This is a genomic window from Neisseria sp. 83E34 (assembly GCF_001308015.1).
In the GTDB taxonomy this organism is placed as follows: domain Bacteria; phylum Pseudomonadota; class Gammaproteobacteria; order Burkholderiales; family Neisseriaceae; genus Neisseria.
Genome location: NZ_LGYH01000006.1, coordinates 38881 through 54518, shown reverse-complemented (window position 1 = coordinate 54518; position 15638 = coordinate 38881). Strand labels below are relative to the sequence as shown.

Below are 15638 nucleotides of genomic sequence, written 5' to 3'. Positions count from 1 at the left end.
CTTTGTCAGACGTCAATAATAATGGTGGATTGTAGCTTACTTTATCTGCGTTGTGAAATAGCGGTTGGGTGAAGCCGCCGTTTCAGACAGGCATGATAGCAGAAGAAATGTTAATCGGTATTTTCAAGGATAAACGGCGGTTGTGGGTGTGTGGAACGCTGTTTTTCTTGGTTGTGCGGTGAGGAAAGCCGATAAAAGGTAAAAAAATGGAAGTGCTTTGGCGCTTCGGATAAAATGCACGCGGTTACAAAACTTGACATTTTATGCATAGCTTCCGCTTTGATACTTAAGCTTTTGCTGTTTCAAATGGCTTTAAGCGTGTTGTGCTGAATGGCGCGTAGCCTTGTGAATTTTATTTTAATTTGATTAAGGGAATAATGTGATGGGAGCCCCGTTGAGAAAGGGTGCGGACACGCCGGATTTGGTTTACCGCCTGGAAGACAAACCGCCGTTTGCCAATGCTTTATTAAGTGCGATTACACATCTGCTGGCGATATTCGTGCCGATGATTACGCCGGCGCTGATTGTGGGCGGTGCGTTGAAGCTGCCGCCGGAAATGACGGCTTATCTGGTGTCGATGGCGATGGTGGCTTCGGGTATCGGCACTTATTTGCAGGTAAACCGTTTCGGGTCGGTAGGTTCGGGGCTGTTGTCGATTCAGTCGGTGAACTTCTCGTTTGTCGGCGTAATGATTTCGCTCGGTTTGGGTATGAAAGAGCAGGGCTTGGACGAGCATGCGATGATCTCGGCGCTGTTGGGCGTGGCGTTTATCGGCGCGTTTTTAGTGGCCGGTTCGGCCTGGTTGCTGCCTTATCTGAAAAAAGTCATCACGCCTACTGTGAGCGGCGTGGTGGTGATGATGATCGGCCTGAGCTTGATCAGCGTAGCGATTACTGAATTTGGCGGTGGTTATGCGGCTTTGAACGACGGCAGCTTCGGTGCTTGGCAAAATATTGCGTTGGCGGCGTTTGTGTTGGCGGTGGTATTGTTTTTCAACAGTCTGAAAAATCCGCTGCTGCGTATGAGCGGCATCGCCGTGGGTATGATTGCAGGCTATGTTGTGGCGCTGTTTTTGGGTATGGTGGATTTTTTGGTGTTGAAAGATTTGCCTTTGGTTACAATTCCCGTGCCGTTTAAATATGGTTTCGATTTCCAATGGGTGCCGTTTTTGGTAGCGGGGTTGGTGTATTTGCTGAGTATTTTCGAGGCGGTGGGCGATTTAACCGCTACGGCAATGGTGTCGGGTGAAGATTATGAAGGCGATGAGTTTCAGAAGCGTTTGCGCGGAGGTGTGTTTGCCGACGGCTTGGTCTCTGTGATTGCTACTGCACTCGGTTCGCTACCGTTGACCACGTTTGCTCAAAACAACGGTGTGATTCAGATGACCGGAGTGGCTTCGCGCCATGTGGGCAAGTATATTGCGGCGATTTTGGTGGTATTGGGTCTGTTTCCGATTGTGGGACGCGCATTTACCACGATCCCCAGCCCGGTGCTCGGCGGTGCGATGGTGTTGATGTTTGGGTTGATTGCCATTGCAGGTGTGCGCATCATTATGACCAACGGCATCAACCGCAGGGAAGCTGTGATTGCGGCAACTTCCATCGGCTTGGGTTTGGGCGTGAGTTTCAAGCCGGAAGTGTTTGCTTTGCTGCCGCTGAAAGAATTGTTTCAAAACCCGATTTGTATGGGAGGCGTGGCGGCTTTGTTGATGAACCTGATTATGCCGCATGATACGGGTGAGAAGGTGTATTTGACTGACGAGCTGGATGCTTAATTGATGATATTAAGCGAATGCCTGTCTGAAACATATTTTCAGACAGGCTTTGTTTATGAATTGCCGTATTTCTGCCAGACTGTTTTCTTTTTTGGTTTCGAATGAAGTAAAATACGCGTTTAAATTTTTTCCATGTTTCTCCACTATGAGCGACACGCCAAATTACATTACCCCGTCGGGCTGGCAGGCTCTGAAAGATGAGCTTTACCAGCTGGTTAATAAAGAGCGCCCGGAAATCGTACAGATCGTTAACTGGGCAGCGAGCAACGGAGACCGCAGTGAAAACGGCGATTATCTCTACGGCAAACGCCGTATGCGGGAAATCGACCGCCGTATCCGCTTTCTGACCAAGCGTTTGGAGGCCGCGCAAGTAGTCGATCCGGAAACGCGCGAGGCTACGGATCAAGTGTTTTTCGGTGCAACGGTTTTACTGTTGCGCGGCGATGGTAGCGAACAAACAGTAAAAATTGTCGGTGTGGATGAGATTGATACCGCACGCAACAAAATTTCCTGGATTTCACCGCTGGCGCGCTGCTTAATCAAAGCGCGGGAGGGTGACGAAGTGGTGTTGCGCACGCCTGAAGGCAGCGAGGAAATTGAAATTTTGTCGGTTGAATATATTAAGATTGATTAACGGGGCGGCTTATGCAGCAAACATTAAACTGGCAGGAAAAACTGCCTGAAAGCCTGTCTGAAAAACTGCAATGGCTGATGCAGCAGCCGTCTTTAACCGCCGCACTCAGGTCTTTGGATGCGGCATTTTCCGTGCGCCTTTTGCATTTGGGTCTGTCTGAAAGCCGAGGGTGGTTTTCAGACAGGCATTTTCCTGCGCAAGTGTTTTCACGGGAAGTGTTATTGTGTTTGAGTGGCAAGCCGATTGTGTGGGCGCGCAGCGTGTGCGAAGCAGATGACGCAGTGTGGCATGAAGTGTTGGATTGCGGCACACAGCCTTTGGGAGAGCGTTTGTTTAACGGCGAGCTGCCTTTGGTGCGCACACCTTTTGAATATTGCAGTTGCGGGCATGTGGTTCTACCGTATGAAAACGCTTCGCCGATAGCGGCGCGGCGTTCCGTGTTCTCATTAAACGGTAACCGTTTGGGCTTGGTGGAATGTTTTCTGGATGGTTTTGAATAGTTCTACTTCTGCTTCATCGGGGCGTGGAAATGTTTCTTTATTAAGAGGAAAATAATCTCCTTGCATAAATTGATGTTCTTTTGCTTTTCAAACAGCATATAGGCATGAATTTATTATATAATTCATGCCGCTTAGATAGGCTCGGCGCATAATAAAAATAAGCAATCAATGCGCAAACTCACGATAAATCATGGCTGAATTGATAAAAATAATGAAAGCAGCCATACAACGGAAAACAAATACAGAAAATGGAAATGAAACGCTTACTATTACAAATGCTTCCGCGTTATGCGGTTGGCCGTATGTTTGTATACAGCCGTCTGATGCGGGTTGAAAAGCCGATAGGTACTTTGCTTTTACTTTGGCCCACGCTCTGGGCATTGTGGATTGCATCGGAAGGTGTGCCGGATTTGATGATTTTGGCTGCTTTTTCGATGGGTACTTTTCTGATGCGCAGCGCAGGTTGTGTGGTTAACGATTTTGCCGACCGCGATATTGACGGCGCGGTTGAACGCACCAAATCACGCCCGTTTGCGAGAGGTTTGGTAACCAAAAGCGAAGCCTTGCTGCTTCTGCTGATTCTGTGTATGTTGGCGGCACTCTGCCTGCTGCCGCTCAACAGCCTTACTTGGCTGATGAGTCTTCCCGCCCTTTTTCTGGCGATTACTTATCCGTTTACCAAGCGGTTTTTTCCGCTGCCCCAGTTTTATCTCGGTTTGGCTTTTTCGTTCGGTATTCCGATGGCGTTTGCTGCGGTGCAGGAAACCGTGCCGCCGGTGGCTTGGTTGCTGTTTACTGCCAATGTGCTGTGGACGCTGGCTTACGACACGATTTATGCTATGGCCGATAAAGAAGATGATTTGAAAATCGGCATCAAAACTTCCGCCATCACGTTTGGCCAGCACGACATTGCCGCGGTGATGCTCTGCCATTTCTGGTTTACCGTGTTGATGGTGATTCTGGGCATTCAGATTAAGGCGACTTGGCCTTATTGGCTGGCGGTGCCGCTGGTGGTGTATTGGCAATGGCAGCAATATCAGGCGATTAAAACGCGCGACCGGCAGGCTTGTTTCCGCACGTTTCTGGAAAACAACCGTATCGGCTTGGCATGGTTTATCGCCATCGGCCTGCATTATTGCTGGTGGTTCTTGTGCGGCTTGTTCAGACAGCTCGGTTGGACTTTCTGAAGTGAATTTGTTTACATGCCTGTCTGAAAAAGTTTTCAGACAGGCATTGTGTTTCTATATTTTAAAATTGTGAATTAAAGTTTCATGCATATTTCTGATTTTGACTTCCAACTGCCGGAGCAATTAATTGCCCAGCATCCACCCGAAATACGCGGCAGCAGCCGCTTGCTGGTTGCGCTGCCGGATAAGCCTTTCCAAGATAAGGTGTTTGCCGATTTGCCGATGTGGCTTGAAGCAGGTGATGTGTTAGTGTTTAACAATACCAAAGTGATTAAAGCCCGTTTGTTCGGGCAGAAAGCCAGCGGCGGGAAAATTGAAGCTTTGGTTGAGCGGGTGTTGGATACGCATCGCGCGCTTGCACATATACGCTCTTCAAAATCACCGAAACCCGGTACAGAGCTGTGGTTTGAAGGCGGGATTAAGGCCGTGATGGAAGAGCGACATGGCGAATTATTCTGCCTGCGTTTCGAAGGTGGATTAAACGTTTACGAGCTTTTGGAGCAACACGGCCATCTTCCGTTACCACCTTATATCGAGCGCGCAGCCGGAGAAAATGATGACAGCCGCTACCAAACGGTTTATGCAAAAGAGCAGGGCGCGGTTGCTGCGCCTACGGCAGGTTTGCATTTTACCGAGGAAATGCTGAAAGCATTGGCAGCCAAAGGTGTGGAAATGGCAGAAGTAACACTGCATGTGGGGGCAGGCACATTTCAGCCGGTGCGGGTGGATAATATTGTCGAGCATAAAATGCATAGTGAATGGTATGAGGTGTCTGAAGAAACGGTGAATAAAATCCATAAGGCCAAGCAGGCAGGGCAGCGGGTATGGTCGGTGGGCACCACCTCTATGCGTGCGCTCGAATCTGCGGCGCGCTCCGGTGTGTTGAGCGCGGGTCAGGGCGACACGGATATTTTTATTACACCGGGCTATCGGTTTAAAGTGATTGACCGCTTAATTACCAATTTCCATCTGCCGAAATCGACTTTATTGATGTTGGTCAGCGCATTTTCGGGTACTCAACATATACGCGACACTTATGCTCATGCCATTCGAGAGCAATACCGGTTTTTCAGCTATGGTGATGCAATGATATTGGGACGGGCGGAAGATTGATTGCCTGTCTGAAAAAATGATCTTCAGACAGGCATTATATTTTATAGATTTCAGGCATTTCGTACTATTTCATAAGAAACGCAGGCTGCTTTGTACCAGTTTATTTGGCTTCGGGCAGCGTTTTCTTTTCTCCGAAGCTTAGCCTCAGGAAAACAGAGAGCAGAAGTAAGCCTAAAACGGAAGTTGCCATATAAATCAGGCTGGAAAGCCCGTGCCAAAAGGCAAATTCAGTCATTCCACCTGCTTCGCTAGACGGAGAAAGAAAAAGATTGGAAACTGCAAGCAACGGATGCTGCTGCCCTTGCTTAATCGCTTCGATAACCGGCGTTACCGCAAGCTGGTTGATGCCCAAGAGGACAATTTGCAGCGCAATCCAGCGTTGCGGCTTTTTGCTGTGAGATTGTATTCTGGCAACCACATATACCAAAAACCAAGCAGCCAAGCCGTAATAGCCGACCACTGTAAACAATTTGCCAGCAATCTCTCCGGCAACAACCCTATCCAAGCTTTTGAATAAAACAGGCGCGGCAACATAACCTGCCATGATCTGCATACCCAACCAGCAGCTTGCAATAAGCGCGGTAAAACGATTCATATACAATCTCTTTGTTAAAATTTATTAAATTCTGTGAATTAGACTATATAGAAGATATGCTGTCAACTCTGCCTGAATAAGCGTATGTTGGTTATGACAAAAGAGTAATAAAATAAATGCCTGTCTGAACGTTTGTTTCAGACAGGCATTTTTGTTGGTGTGTTTGGATGTGGTTTAAATATATTCTACAGCTACGATGTCATATTCACGGATGCCGCCGGGCGCCTGCACTTCGGCAACATCGCCTTCTTCTTTGCCAATCAAAGCACGCGCGATAGGAGAGCTGACAGAAATTTTATTCTCTTTAAGATCTGCCTCGTCTTCGCCCACGATTTGATAGCGAACTTCTTCACCGCTTTCCAGATCTTCCAAAGTTACGGTTGAACCGAACACGATTTTGCCTTCGGCATGGATTTCGGCAGGATTAATAATATGGGCATGAGACAGCTTGTATTCCACTTCGGCAATACGACCCTCAATGAAACCTTGGCGCTCTTTGGCCGCTTCATATTCTGCGTTTTCCGATAAGTCACCGTGTGAGCGGGCTTCTGCGATGGCTTCTATCACGGCAGGGCGTGCAACACTTTTCAAGTGTTGCAATTCCTTTTTCAATAATTCTGCGCCGCGTATGGTTAAAGGGGTTTTTTTCATAACAGTTTTTTCTCCGTCAGTTGTCGCAACTTCATATAGTAAAACCCATTGCAATTCACATGCTGTGCACACCGCCGGAGCCGGCAAAAAGATTGGCTATAAGTTCGGAAAGTGTACGCTATATGCGGTTGCAAAGGGCAGTTTGCGACAATGTGTATTTAATCAATAAAAAGGCAAGCCGCGCGTTAATCGGCGGCTTGCTAAATATTCGTTTCAGGCAGGTATTGTATCAAATCGGGAGGAAATAGCAATCTCTCAGTCAGAATTTAACACATGCCTGTCTGAAATAGGCAAAAGTTATGGAAACATAACACAAGGTATTTATGGATACTTGAATAAGGCTCAAGTGTAACGGGACGTGATTGGTGTTATGGAAATGCCTGTCTGAAAGTTTATTATGAGTTATCAGCAGCTTGGCACTTTTTAAAATATAGAATAAAAAATAACCGCTTAAAGCGGTTTGTGGTGCCCAGGGTCGGACTCGAACCGACACACCTTTCGGCGGGGGATTTTGAGTCCCCTGCGTCTACCAATTTCGCCACCTGGGCAGTAGCATTTTCTGAATTTCAGATAATCAAATTGTTATCTTATGGTGCCCGGGGTCGGACTCGAACCGACACACCTTTCGGCGGGGGATTTTGAGTCCCCTGCGTCTACCAATTTCGCCACCCGGGCCAGCGAAGACGGTATTATAGCAGTTAAATGTAACTTGTAAACTGTTTATCAGGAGTTGGTGTGAAGTTGGATAGTAATGCTTTGATTTATTAGTGTTATTAATTAAATTAAAGAATATTGTGGAAGTGCGATAATGGTAAGTTTACGCTGTTATAATTCTGTTAAAACCGGTTGTAAAGAGGGGTTATTTAAAATGCGAATATTAGGTTTGGTGTTGTTAACAGCATTTATTTTGTCTGCATGTACTCAGCAAGATGCTCAAACGCAAGTTGCGGAAAGCATTCAACAGAATGTGCCTGCGTTTTATGGAAGTGATATTTCAAAAGAAGGCTTGGGGGGCGACTTTACATTAATAAGGGGGAACAATCAGCCTTTTGGTTTGCAGGATTTACGTGGCAAAGTGGTTATTCTGGCTTTTGGTTTTACACATTGCCCGGATGTGTGCCCGACCGGTTTGGCTACTTATGCTGATGTGTTAAAGCAGCTGGGGCAGCAAGCGCGGGAGGTGGCGGTGGTGTTTGTGAGCGTTGATCCGCAAAGAGACACACCGGAACTCACGGATAAGTATGTGCGGCTTTTTCATGAAGATTTTATCGGGCTGTCCGCTAAATCCGAACAAGATATCGAAGCTGTGAAACAGCTTTATCGTATTCAAGCTGTTAAAGTACCGTTAAAGGAAGGCGACTATACAGTTGATCATACAGCCGGCACTTATCTTTTAAACCGTAATGGTCAGGCGATAGTGTTTGAACCTTATGGGAAAACAGCTACGGAAATCGCCGATGATGTGAAAATCTTGCTAAAATGAATATATTATTTATGTTTGTTTTTTCAGACAGGCATTTGCTATTCTTATGAAAGACATTATGCAAGATAACAGTTTAACAATAGCCTTATCTAAAGGCCGTATTTTTGAAGAGACGCTTCCGCTTTTGGCCGCAGCAGGCATCATCCCGGCGGAAGCACCGGAAAAATCTAGAAAACTCATTATTGAAACCAATCATCCCGAGATCCGTTTAGTGATCGTAAGAGCGAGTGATGTGCCTACTTACGTGCAATATGGCGCGGCGGATTTCGGCATTGCCGGTAAAGATGTGCTGATAGAGCATGGTGGTGAAGGGCTTTATCAGCCTTTGGATTTGCAAATTGCCAAATGCCGCATGATGGTTGCGGTGCCTAAAGGTTTCGACTACGCAGCAGCATCAAAGCCAGGCTGCCGTTTGCGTGTGGCAACCAAATATCCTGATATTGCCGCCGAGCATTTCGCAGCAAAAGGTGTGCATGTAGACATTATCAAATTGTATGGTTCAATGGAGCTCGCACCGTTGGTAGGTTTGAGCGATGCGATTGTTGACTTGGTTTCTACCGGCGGCACGTTGAAAGCAAATAATTTGGAAGCAGTAGAGCATATTGTAGATATTTCCAGCCGCTTGGTTGTGAATAAAGCTGCTTTAAAAACAAAATATGCGCTAATCGAACCAATAATTGAAGCTTTTGCAGGTGTAGTGGCGAATGGAAAATAGGCCGGGTTTGAAAGAATAAAAAAATCATTAACTTATAAATAAGGAGATTGGGATGAGCTATCTTGTGGTTGATTTAAGCAGACTGTCGCTGAAACAGTGTAAAGCTCAGATAAAAGAGCAAGATGGAAAGACTTTTCTGTTTGCCAAGAGCAAGAAGAAGCTGAAAAAAGCCAAGAAGTTTGCTGAAAAGCATAAAGGCATTGAGGTGGTGCGCTTGCCGGAGGAAAAAGTTTCGCGAGTCATTGCGAAGCATATTCAAAACTTATTGTGGAATAATCCTCGAGCTAAAATTATCGTGTTATCTCCTCGGAAGAAGCTGAAAAAACGCTGCAAAGAATTGCGAGAAGCTTATCCTAAAGCATATGTTTGTGTGTTTAAAGAGTGCGGTGAATTTGAATTGAAAGACAAAAAGCAGAAGAATAAAAAAGACAGAGAAAATAAGAGAGATAAAAAAGACAGAAAATATAAAGAATATAAGAAAGACAAAGAGGATAAGAAAGATAAAGAGGATAAGAAAGATAAAGAGGATAAGAAAGATAAAGAGGATAAGAAAGATAAAGAGGATAAGAAAGATAAAAAAGATAAATATAAAAAGTTACTGCGATTCAATGAAGATGCGGTAAAAGAACCAGTCAAAATACCGCGGGTTTCGGTAGAGACTGAAGCAGAAAAGGTTTTACAAGCAGTAAAACATGTTTTGGATGATGATATATCGCTTGCAGTTGAGGAGTATGCAACATCACCGCAGCTGAACGATGTTGAGTTAGCCATTAAGAAAAACCAGCCGAAAAAGAAAAATGATCTGCTTCATTATTTAGTGCAAAGTGTCAGTGTGAGCGAAGCAGAAGCAGCTGATTTGATTGAGCAGCTCAAAAATGCCGGTAGGATAACCATTGATGTTACAGAAAGTGTTAAGTATTTGTAACGGCTTATTGTTTTCAGACAGGCTTAGGCCTGTCTGAAAACAATAAATTCATTATTAATTAAATCATTTAAATAGATTATGAAGTTTCTCGACACACAATCTCCTGATTTTCAAACCGAGTTGAAAACGCTACTCGCTTTTGAAACCGCTCAAGACCCGAAAATCGACCAAATTGTGGCCGATATCTGCGCCGACGTGCAGAAGCGCGGCGATGCGGCGGTGGTGGAATACACCAATAAATTCGATGGAATGTCTGCACAAAGCATGGCGGATTTAACGTTAAGCCAAGATGCTTTAAAAGCCGCTTTCGAACGCCTGCCTGAAAACGTTCAGACAGCCTTGAAAACCGCTGCCGCCCGCGTAGAAAGCTATCACCAACGGCAGAAAATGGAGTCTTGGAGCTACACCGATGAAAACGGCACGCTGCTCGGCCAGCAGATTACCCCGCTCGACCGCGTGGGTATTTATGTGCCCGGCGGCAAAGCGGCTTATCCCAGCTCGGTGATTATGAACGCCATGCCTGCGCATGTGGCCGGTGTGCCGGAAATAATCATGGTGGTGCCCACGCCTAAAGGCGAGCGCAATGATATCGTGTTGGCGGCGGCATTTGTGGCCGGTGTAACCAAAGTATTTACCATCGGCGGCGCGCAGGCGGTAGCGGCATTGGCTTACGGCACCGAAACCGTGCCGCAGGTTGATAAAATCACCGGCCCGGGCAACGCGTTTGTGGCTGCCGCCAAACGCCGCGTGTTCGGCGTGGTGGGCATCGATATGGTGGCGGGGCCGTCTGAAATTCTGGTGATTGCCGACGGCACTACGCCTGCCGATTGGGTGGCAATGGATTTGTTCAGCCAAGCCGAGCACGACGAAATCGCCCAAGCAATTCTGATCGCCACGTCGCAGCAATATCTGGACGAGGTTCAGACGGCCATGGACAAACTAATCGAAGACATGCCGCGCCGCGCGATTATCGAAGCCTCGCTAGGCAACCGCGGCGCGATGATTTTGGCGAAAGATTTGGACGAAGCCTGCGAAGTTGCCAATTATATTGCGCCGGAACACTTGGAATTGTCGGTGGAAAACCCGCAGGAATGGGCGAAGAAAATCCGCCATGCCGGTGCGATTTTCATGGGCAAATACACCAGCGAGAGTTTGGGCGATTATTGCGCCGGCCCCAACCATGTGCTGCCTACCAGCCGTACGGCACGCTTCTCTTCGCCGCTGGGTACTTATGATTTCCAAAAACGCAGCAGCCTGATTCAGGTTTCCGAGCAAGGTGCTCAGAAGCTTGGCAAAATCGCAAGTGTGTTGGCGCATGGTGAAATGCTCACAGCACATGCGAGAGCTGCGGAATTGCGTTTAAAAGACTAAATTAACATTTAATATAGAGTGTGTTTTTGTTTTAAACGGAGCTTTGTAAAGTTTTCAGACAGGCATTGTAGAAATGCCTGTCTGAAAACTTATTGGGACGGGGTTGTTTCAATATTTTTCTCTGATAACCTTTTTCTCCGGATCGGCATCGTCGATTTTTTCTTGTGCTTCTTTTCGGTCTTCCGCATCGGCTTTGGGCTCTTCATGAATGGTTTCTGCTGCAGGGTGGTATTGGAAGCTGCCATAAATCGGAAAGTGGTCGGAGCCCACATCGGGCAATACTTTAATTTTCCGCATCATGAAATCGCTACTGTGAAAGATATGGTCCAGCGGCCAGCGCATCAGCGGCCATTGGGCGTGAAAGGTGCTGTAAAGGCCGCGGCCGACGCGCGGGTCTAGCAGCCCGCTGGTTTTTTGAAAGAGCCGTGAAGTAGAAGACCAGGCAACATCGTTCAGATCGCCAAACACGAGCACAGGTTTGTCGTTTTGTGTGATTTCCTGGCCGACCAGCAGCAATTCGGCATCGCGGTTGGTGGATGTGGCGCTTTCCGTAGGGGTGGGCGGCATCGGATGCAGACAATAAAGGTGAATCCATTCGCCGGAATGCAGTTGAGCCTCGGTAAAAATAGAAGGTATATCCTCCTGCACCCAATGGCGTATCTCTGTATTTCTCAATGGCAGGCGGCTGTATAAGTGCATGCCGTAAAGGTTATCAAGCGGGATTTTAACTGTGTAAGGATAAGTTTCTTCTAACCCGGCCAATTGTTGCTCCCACCATAAATCGGTTTCTAGTGTTAAAACCACATCGGGCTGCCATTTTTTGATCAAAGCCAGTAATTTGTCGGAACGGCGGTTGGGGGTGAGCACATTGCTGGTAAGGAGGGATATGCTGCGTTCATTGGCCTCTCCGCGATAGCGTTTGACCTGTTTGCGGCTTAAAGGTGTATAAGCGGAAATCTCCCAGATTTGGTAAACCATGCAAAGCAGGTTGAGCACTTCCATAATCCGTAATAACCAATGGTTGGAATCTTGGAGTATCCAATCCAAGATAATACACAGCAAGCTGATAAAGGCAATTTGCAGGCGCGGAAAATCAAACACGCGCACCGACCAGTGATTGAAAGGCAAAAGCGGCAGCAGCGTGGCAATAATCGGGAAACACAGTAGGGTGAACAGCAACCAGTCGATTAAACTCATAAACTTAATGCATAGCGGATTGAAATTAAAGCGTCATCTTAATGGTTTTTTGTGCCAGGTTAAACTTTTTTCCGGGAAAAATAGAAGCGGAACCTTCGCAACAGTAGCTATTTCAGTTCGGCAGATTGGCAAAGGTTTTAGAAATGCCTGTCTGAAAAATTTAGACAGGCATTGTTATTTTTCAGCTTCTTTATCAAGCGATTTGAGCCATTCGAGCTTTTCCCCGATTTTGATTTCTAAGCCGCGCGGTACGGGTTGGTAAAAGTCCGGCTCCGTTATTCCATCCGGCATATAAGTTTCGCCGGCGGCATAGGCGTGAGGCTCGTTGTGTGCGTAGCGGTATTCACGGCCATAGCCCATTTCTTTCATCAACTTTGTGGGCGCGTTGCGCAGGTGAACGGGCACTTCATGGCTGGCGTTTTGCTTCACAAATTGACGCATTTGGTTATAAGCATTATAGCCTGCGTTGGACTTGGCCGCCGCTGCGAGATACAGCACGGCTTGAGCCAGCGCCAGCTCGCCTTCAGGCGAACCCAACCGCTCGTAGGTAAGTGCAGCTTCATTGGCAATCTGCATGGCACGCGGGTCGGCCAAACCGATGTCTTCCCATGCCATGCGGATGATTCGGCGTGACAGATAACGCGGGTCGGCGCCGCCGTCGAGCATACGGCAAAACCAATACAGAGCAGCATTGGGGTGCGAACCCCGTACGGATTTATGCAATGCGGAAATCTGATTGTAAAAACTTTCTCCACCTTTATCGAAACGGCGGATTTGCGCGCCCAAGCTGTTGGCTAAAAAATCAGGCGTCAAGGTGGTGATGTTTTGGGTTTGCGCTGCGCGCAAGAGTTGCTCAAGCAGGTTAAGCAGGCGGCGGGCATCACCGTCGGCCGTGTGGATAAGCAGCTTGGCCGCTTCTTCCTCAAGGCTCATGCTGCGGTATTCAGGCAGCGCCATCACTTTGTTAATCAGCTTTTGCAAATCTGCTTCGCTCAAAGATTCAAGCACATAAACCTGCGCACGGCTTAAAAGAGCAGGGTTGACTTCAAACGAAGGGTTTTCGGTGGTAGCACCGATAAAGGTTAACAGGCCGCTTTCCACGTGCGGCAGAAAAGCGTCTTGTTGGGCTTTGTTGAAACGGTGAACTTCATCAACAAACAGAATTGTTGCCTGCTCTTGCTGCAAAGCAATTTCTGCTTTTTCAATGGCTTCGCGGATATCTTTTACGCCGGAAAACACTGCTGATACGGGCAGAAACAGGGCATTGAAACTTTGCGCCAAGATGCGTGCCAATGTGGTTTTCCCCACACCGGGCGGGCCCCAAAGCAGCATGGAATGCGGTTTGCCGCCCTCTACCGCCACTCTAAGCGGCTTGCCTTCGCCGATTAAATGCTGCTGGCCGATAACATCTTCCAGGCAGTTCGGCCGGAGGCGTTCAGCCAGGGGGGCTTCGGGTTGGCGGGCAAACAAATCAGACATAGCAGCTTCTTTCTTTTTTCAGACAGGCATTGTCTTATTATATAACCTCAATATGCAACTTGCGGTACAATATGCGCCAACATTCCTTAACCATTTTCCCATTGCCGAGGAGAAACCATGAAAAAGATATTAGCAATCGCGTCAACGGCATTTTTTTTGAGCGCCTGTGCTGCCGACGGCAGCTTATTGGGTAGCAATACGGACACAGACAGCACAATCGGTGTGAGCAATGCGCTGCTTAACACTTGGCTGGACAATCAATGCCGCGTGGAGTTGAACAATCGTAACGAATGGCGCGTGGTAGCCTTGGCGATGACCGCGGAAAAACAGCGCGAATGGGAAGATAAAATCTGCGGCTGCGTTACCAGAGAAGCGCCGAACCAACTTACTGCAACAGAGTTGCTGCAATTGGGCACGCAATCAGGCCGCACTCAGGTAATCGCCAGCGTAACGGCCAAAACCGTTACAGCCTGCACCAAGCGTTTGTTTACCAAATAAATCCAAAACACAATACCCGCAACGGAATCCGGAAACAGAATCATGAAATACATCAGCACACGCGGCAATACCGCAAACAAACAGTTCAGCGAAGTTTTACTGATGGGGCTTGCGCCCGACGGCGGCCTGATGCTGCCTGAAAGCTATCCGCAAATCAGTGCCGAAACTTTGCAGCAATGGCGCAGCTTGAGCTATCCGGAGCTGGCTTTTCAAATCATGAGCCTGTTTGTTACCGATATTCCGGCTGAAGATTTAAAAGACATCATCAACCGCACCTACACTGTCGAAACTTTCGGCAATCCCGAAATCACCCCGGTGCGCACCCTTAAAGACGGTATTAAAATCCAAGCCTTGTCCAACGGCCCGACACTGGCATTTAAAGATATGGCCATGCAATTTTTAGGTAACGCGTTTGAATACGTGCTGGCAAAAGAAGGTAAAAAACTGAATATCGTCGGCGCCACCAGCGGCGATACCGGCTCGGCTGCCGAATATGCCTTGCGCGGTAAGCAGGGTGTGAATGTGTTTATGATGTCGCCTGAGGGCAAAATGAGCGAATTCCAGCGCGCGCAGATGTTTAGCCTGCAAGACGAAAATATCCACAATATCGCTGTGAAAGGTATGTTTGACGATTGCCAGGATATTGTGAAAGCGCTGCAAAACGATGCTAAGTTTAAAGAGGCCTACAATATCGGCACGGTCAACTCTATCAACTGGGGCCGTGTGCTGGCGCAAATCGTTTATTATTTTGCCGGTTATTTTAAAGCTACCCAGTCGAACGACGAAAAAGTGAGCTTTTGCGTGCCTTCAGGTAACTTCGGCAACGTATGCGCCGGTCATATCGCTCGCCAAATGGGATTGCCGATTCACCGTTTGATTGTTGCCACCAATGAAAACAATGTGCTCGACCAGTTTTTCAAAACCGGCGAATACCTGCCGCGCAGTGCCGATCACACTTATGTAACCAGCAGCCCTTCAATGGATATTTCCAAAGCCTCCAATTTTGAGCGCTTTGTGTTTGACTTGATGGATAGGGATGCTTCAGAAATTGAAACCTTGTGGGCGGAAGTGGGCAAAGGCAAAGGCTTCGATCTGCATTTTATGCTCGATAAAATCCGCAACCAATACGGTTTCGTATCCGGCAGAAGCCTGCACGCAGACCGGTTGGCGGTGATTAAAAGCGTGTATGAAACCGATGGCGAGCTGCTCGACCCGCACACGGCAGACGGCGTAAAAGTAGCTCGCGAACTGCGCGAAGCGGGCGAAACCATCGTGTGTTTGGAAACCGCGTTGGCAGCCAAGTTTGCCGACACCATTAAAGAAGCGGTCGGAAATGTGGTTATCCCGCGCCCGGCCGGTTTGAACGGCTTGGAAGACTTGCCGCAGCGCGTACAAGTGGTGCCGAATAATCCTGATGTGGTGAAAATGATTATTCGGGAAACTTTGGAAAAAGCGTAAATGCCCGATTTGGGATGAACGAAGAATGCCTGTCTGAAAACTTTGACCCCGCAGAAAT

General features: G+C 47.6%; 15 protein-coding genes and 2 tRNA genes. 11 read left to right on the top strand and 6 right to left on the bottom strand.

Annotation, left to right across the window (positions count from 1 at the left end):
* Window positions 1-382 precede the first annotated feature (382 nt).
* The 5 genes from AKG09_RS07300 (at window position 383) to queA (ending at window position 5208) form a co-directional block, all read left to right on the top strand.
* Window positions 383-1774: a uracil-xanthine permease family protein gene (locus tag AKG09_RS07300; protein ID WP_054618796.1), complete on the top strand. Its 1392-nt coding sequence runs from the start codon at window positions 383-385 to the stop codon at window positions 1772-1774.
* A gap of 145 nt (window positions 1775-1919) precedes the next feature.
* Window positions 1920-2408 carry a transcription elongation factor GreB gene (greB, locus tag AKG09_RS07295; RefSeq protein WP_054618913.1) on the top strand — a complete coding sequence of 163 codons (489 nt, stop codon included), beginning with the start codon at window positions 1920-1922 and terminating at the stop codon, window positions 2406-2408.
* Between the two features lie 11 nt (window positions 2409-2419).
* Window positions 2420-2908 (top strand): chorismate lyase, encoded by a 489-nt coding sequence (locus AKG09_RS07290; protein ID WP_054618795.1) that lies wholly within the window; start codon window positions 2420-2422, stop codon window positions 2906-2908.
* A 248-nt stretch (window positions 2909-3156) separates the two neighbouring features.
* Window positions 3157-4095: a 4-hydroxybenzoate octaprenyltransferase gene (gene ubiA / locus AKG09_RS07285; RefSeq protein WP_054618794.1), complete on the top strand. Its 939-nt coding sequence runs from the start codon at window positions 3157-3159 to the stop codon at window positions 4093-4095.
* Between the two features lie 84 nt (window positions 4096-4179).
* Entirely contained in the window at window positions 4180-5208 is a 1029-nt protein-coding gene (gene queA, locus AKG09_RS07280) for a tRNA preQ1(34) S-adenosylmethionine ribosyltransferase-isomerase QueA (protein WP_054618793.1), read from the top strand.
* A gap of 100 nt (window positions 5209-5308) precedes the next feature.
* Here queA and AKG09_RS07275 read toward each other — a convergent pair whose 3' ends face one another.
* The 4 genes from AKG09_RS07275 to AKG09_RS07260 form a co-directional block, all read right to left on the bottom strand.
* Window positions 5309-5803, bottom strand: a complete 495-nt coding sequence (locus AKG09_RS07275; protein WP_054618792.1) for a DUF4149 domain-containing protein — start codon at window positions 5801-5803, stop codon at window positions 5309-5311.
* 174 nt (window positions 5804-5977) lie between these two features.
* On the bottom strand, window positions 5978-6454 hold the full coding sequence (greA, locus tag AKG09_RS07270; RefSeq protein ID WP_054618791.1) for a transcription elongation factor GreA: 477 nt from the start codon (window positions 6452-6454) through the stop codon (window positions 5978-5980).
* 463 nt (window positions 6455-6917) lie between these two features.
* A tRNA-Leu gene (locus tag AKG09_RS07265) sits at window positions 6918-7002 on the bottom strand.
* A 42-nt stretch (window positions 7003-7044) separates the two neighbouring features.
* A tRNA-Leu gene (locus AKG09_RS07260) sits at window positions 7045-7129 on the bottom strand.
* Between the two features lie 193 nt (window positions 7130-7322).
* Between AKG09_RS07260 and AKG09_RS07255 the strand changes: the two genes are divergently transcribed.
* The 4 genes from AKG09_RS07255 to hisD all read left to right on the top strand — a co-directional run bounded on the left by AKG09_RS07255 (window position 7323) and on the right by hisD (window position 10948).
* The gene (locus AKG09_RS07255) at window positions 7323-7937 is read left to right on the top strand and encodes an SCO family protein (protein WP_054618912.1); all 615 of its coding nucleotides are present in this window, start codon (window positions 7323-7325) and stop codon (window positions 7935-7937) included.
* Window positions 7938-7995: 58 nt separating this feature from the next.
* Window positions 7996-8652 carry an ATP phosphoribosyltransferase gene (gene hisG / locus AKG09_RS07250; protein WP_054618911.1) on the top strand — a complete coding sequence of 219 codons (657 nt, stop codon included), beginning with the start codon at window positions 7996-7998 and terminating at the stop codon, window positions 8650-8652.
* A gap of 52 nt (window positions 8653-8704) precedes the next feature.
* On the top strand, window positions 8705-9577 hold the full coding sequence (locus AKG09_RS07245; protein WP_054618790.1) for a hypothetical protein: 873 nt from the start codon (window positions 8705-8707) through the stop codon (window positions 9575-9577).
* Between the two features lie 78 nt (window positions 9578-9655).
* Window positions 9656-10948, top strand: a complete 1293-nt coding sequence (hisD, locus tag AKG09_RS07240; RefSeq protein WP_054618789.1) for a histidinol dehydrogenase — start codon at window positions 9656-9658, stop codon at window positions 10946-10948.
* Window positions 10949-11056: 108 nt separating this feature from the next.
* Here the strand turns inward: hisD and AKG09_RS07235 are convergent, their stop codons facing one another.
* Entirely contained in the window at window positions 11057-12145 is a 1089-nt protein-coding gene (locus AKG09_RS07235; protein WP_054618788.1) for an endonuclease/exonuclease/phosphatase family protein, read from the bottom strand.
* 174 nt (window positions 12146-12319) lie between these two features.
* Window positions 12320-13624: a replication-associated recombination protein A gene (locus AKG09_RS07230; protein ID WP_054618787.1), complete on the bottom strand. Its 1305-nt coding sequence runs from the start codon at window positions 13622-13624 to the stop codon at window positions 12320-12322.
* 117 nt (window positions 13625-13741) lie between these two features.
* Between AKG09_RS07230 and AKG09_RS07225 the strand changes: the two genes are divergently transcribed.
* Together AKG09_RS07225 and thrC are read left to right on the top strand one after the other, a co-directional pair.
* A complete protein-coding gene (locus AKG09_RS07225; protein WP_054618786.1) occupies window positions 13742-14122 on the top strand; it encodes a hypothetical protein in 381 nt (126 codons plus the stop codon).
* Window positions 14123-14164: 42 nt separating this feature from the next.
* Complete coding sequence (gene thrC, locus AKG09_RS07220) at window positions 14165-15580, top strand: threonine synthase (protein ID WP_054618785.1); 1416 nt, start codon at window positions 14165-14167, stop codon at window positions 15578-15580.
* Window positions 15581-15638: the final 58 nt, after the last annotated feature.

Excerpts from the sequence above, each read along its gene's own strand:
- greA (WP_054618791.1), bottom strand. The coding sequence starts at position 6,454 with ATGAAAAAAACCCCTTTAACCATACGCGGCGCAGAATTATTGAAAAAG.
- hisG (WP_054618911.1), top strand. The coding sequence starts at position 7,996 with ATGCAAGATAACAGTTTAACAATAGCCTTATCTAAAGGCCGTATTTTT.
- queA (WP_054618793.1), top strand. The coding sequence starts at position 4,180 with ATGCATATTTCTGATTTTGACTTCCAACTGCCGGAGCAATTAATTGCC.
- ubiA (WP_054618794.1), top strand. The coding sequence starts at position 3,157 with ATGGAAATGAAACGCTTACTATTACAAATGCTTCCGCGTTATGCGGTT.
- AKG09_RS07300 (WP_054618796.1), top strand. The coding sequence starts at position 383 with ATGGGAGCCCCGTTGAGAAAGGGTGCGGACACGCCGGATTTGGTTTAC.
- AKG09_RS07290 (WP_054618795.1), top strand. The coding sequence starts at position 2,420 with ATGCAGCAAACATTAAACTGGCAGGAAAAACTGCCTGAAAGCCTGTCT.
- hisD (WP_054618789.1), top strand. The coding sequence starts at position 9,656 with ATGAAGTTTCTCGACACACAATCTCCTGATTTTCAAACCGAGTTGAAA.
- AKG09_RS07255 (WP_054618912.1), top strand. The coding sequence starts at position 7,323 with ATGCGAATATTAGGTTTGGTGTTGTTAACAGCATTTATTTTGTCTGCA.
- thrC (WP_054618785.1), top strand. The coding sequence starts at position 14,165 with ATGAAATACATCAGCACACGCGGCAATACCGCAAACAAACAGTTCAGC.
- AKG09_RS07245 (WP_054618790.1), top strand. The coding sequence starts at position 8,705 with ATGAGCTATCTTGTGGTTGATTTAAGCAGACTGTCGCTGAAACAGTGT.
- AKG09_RS07235 (WP_054618788.1), bottom strand. The coding sequence starts at position 12,145 with ATGAGTTTAATCGACTGGTTGCTGTTCACCCTACTGTGTTTCCCGATT.
- greB (WP_054618913.1), top strand. The coding sequence starts at position 1,920 with ATGAGCGACACGCCAAATTACATTACCCCGTCGGGCTGGCAGGCTCTG.
- AKG09_RS07230 (WP_054618787.1), bottom strand. The coding sequence starts at position 13,624 with ATGTCTGATTTGTTTGCCCGCCAACCCGAAGCCCCCCTGGCTGAACGC.
- AKG09_RS07275 (WP_054618792.1), bottom strand. The coding sequence starts at position 5,803 with ATGAATCGTTTTACCGCGCTTATTGCAAGCTGCTGGTTGGGTATGCAG.
- AKG09_RS07225 (WP_054618786.1), top strand. The coding sequence starts at position 13,742 with ATGAAAAAGATATTAGCAATCGCGTCAACGGCATTTTTTTTGAGCGCC.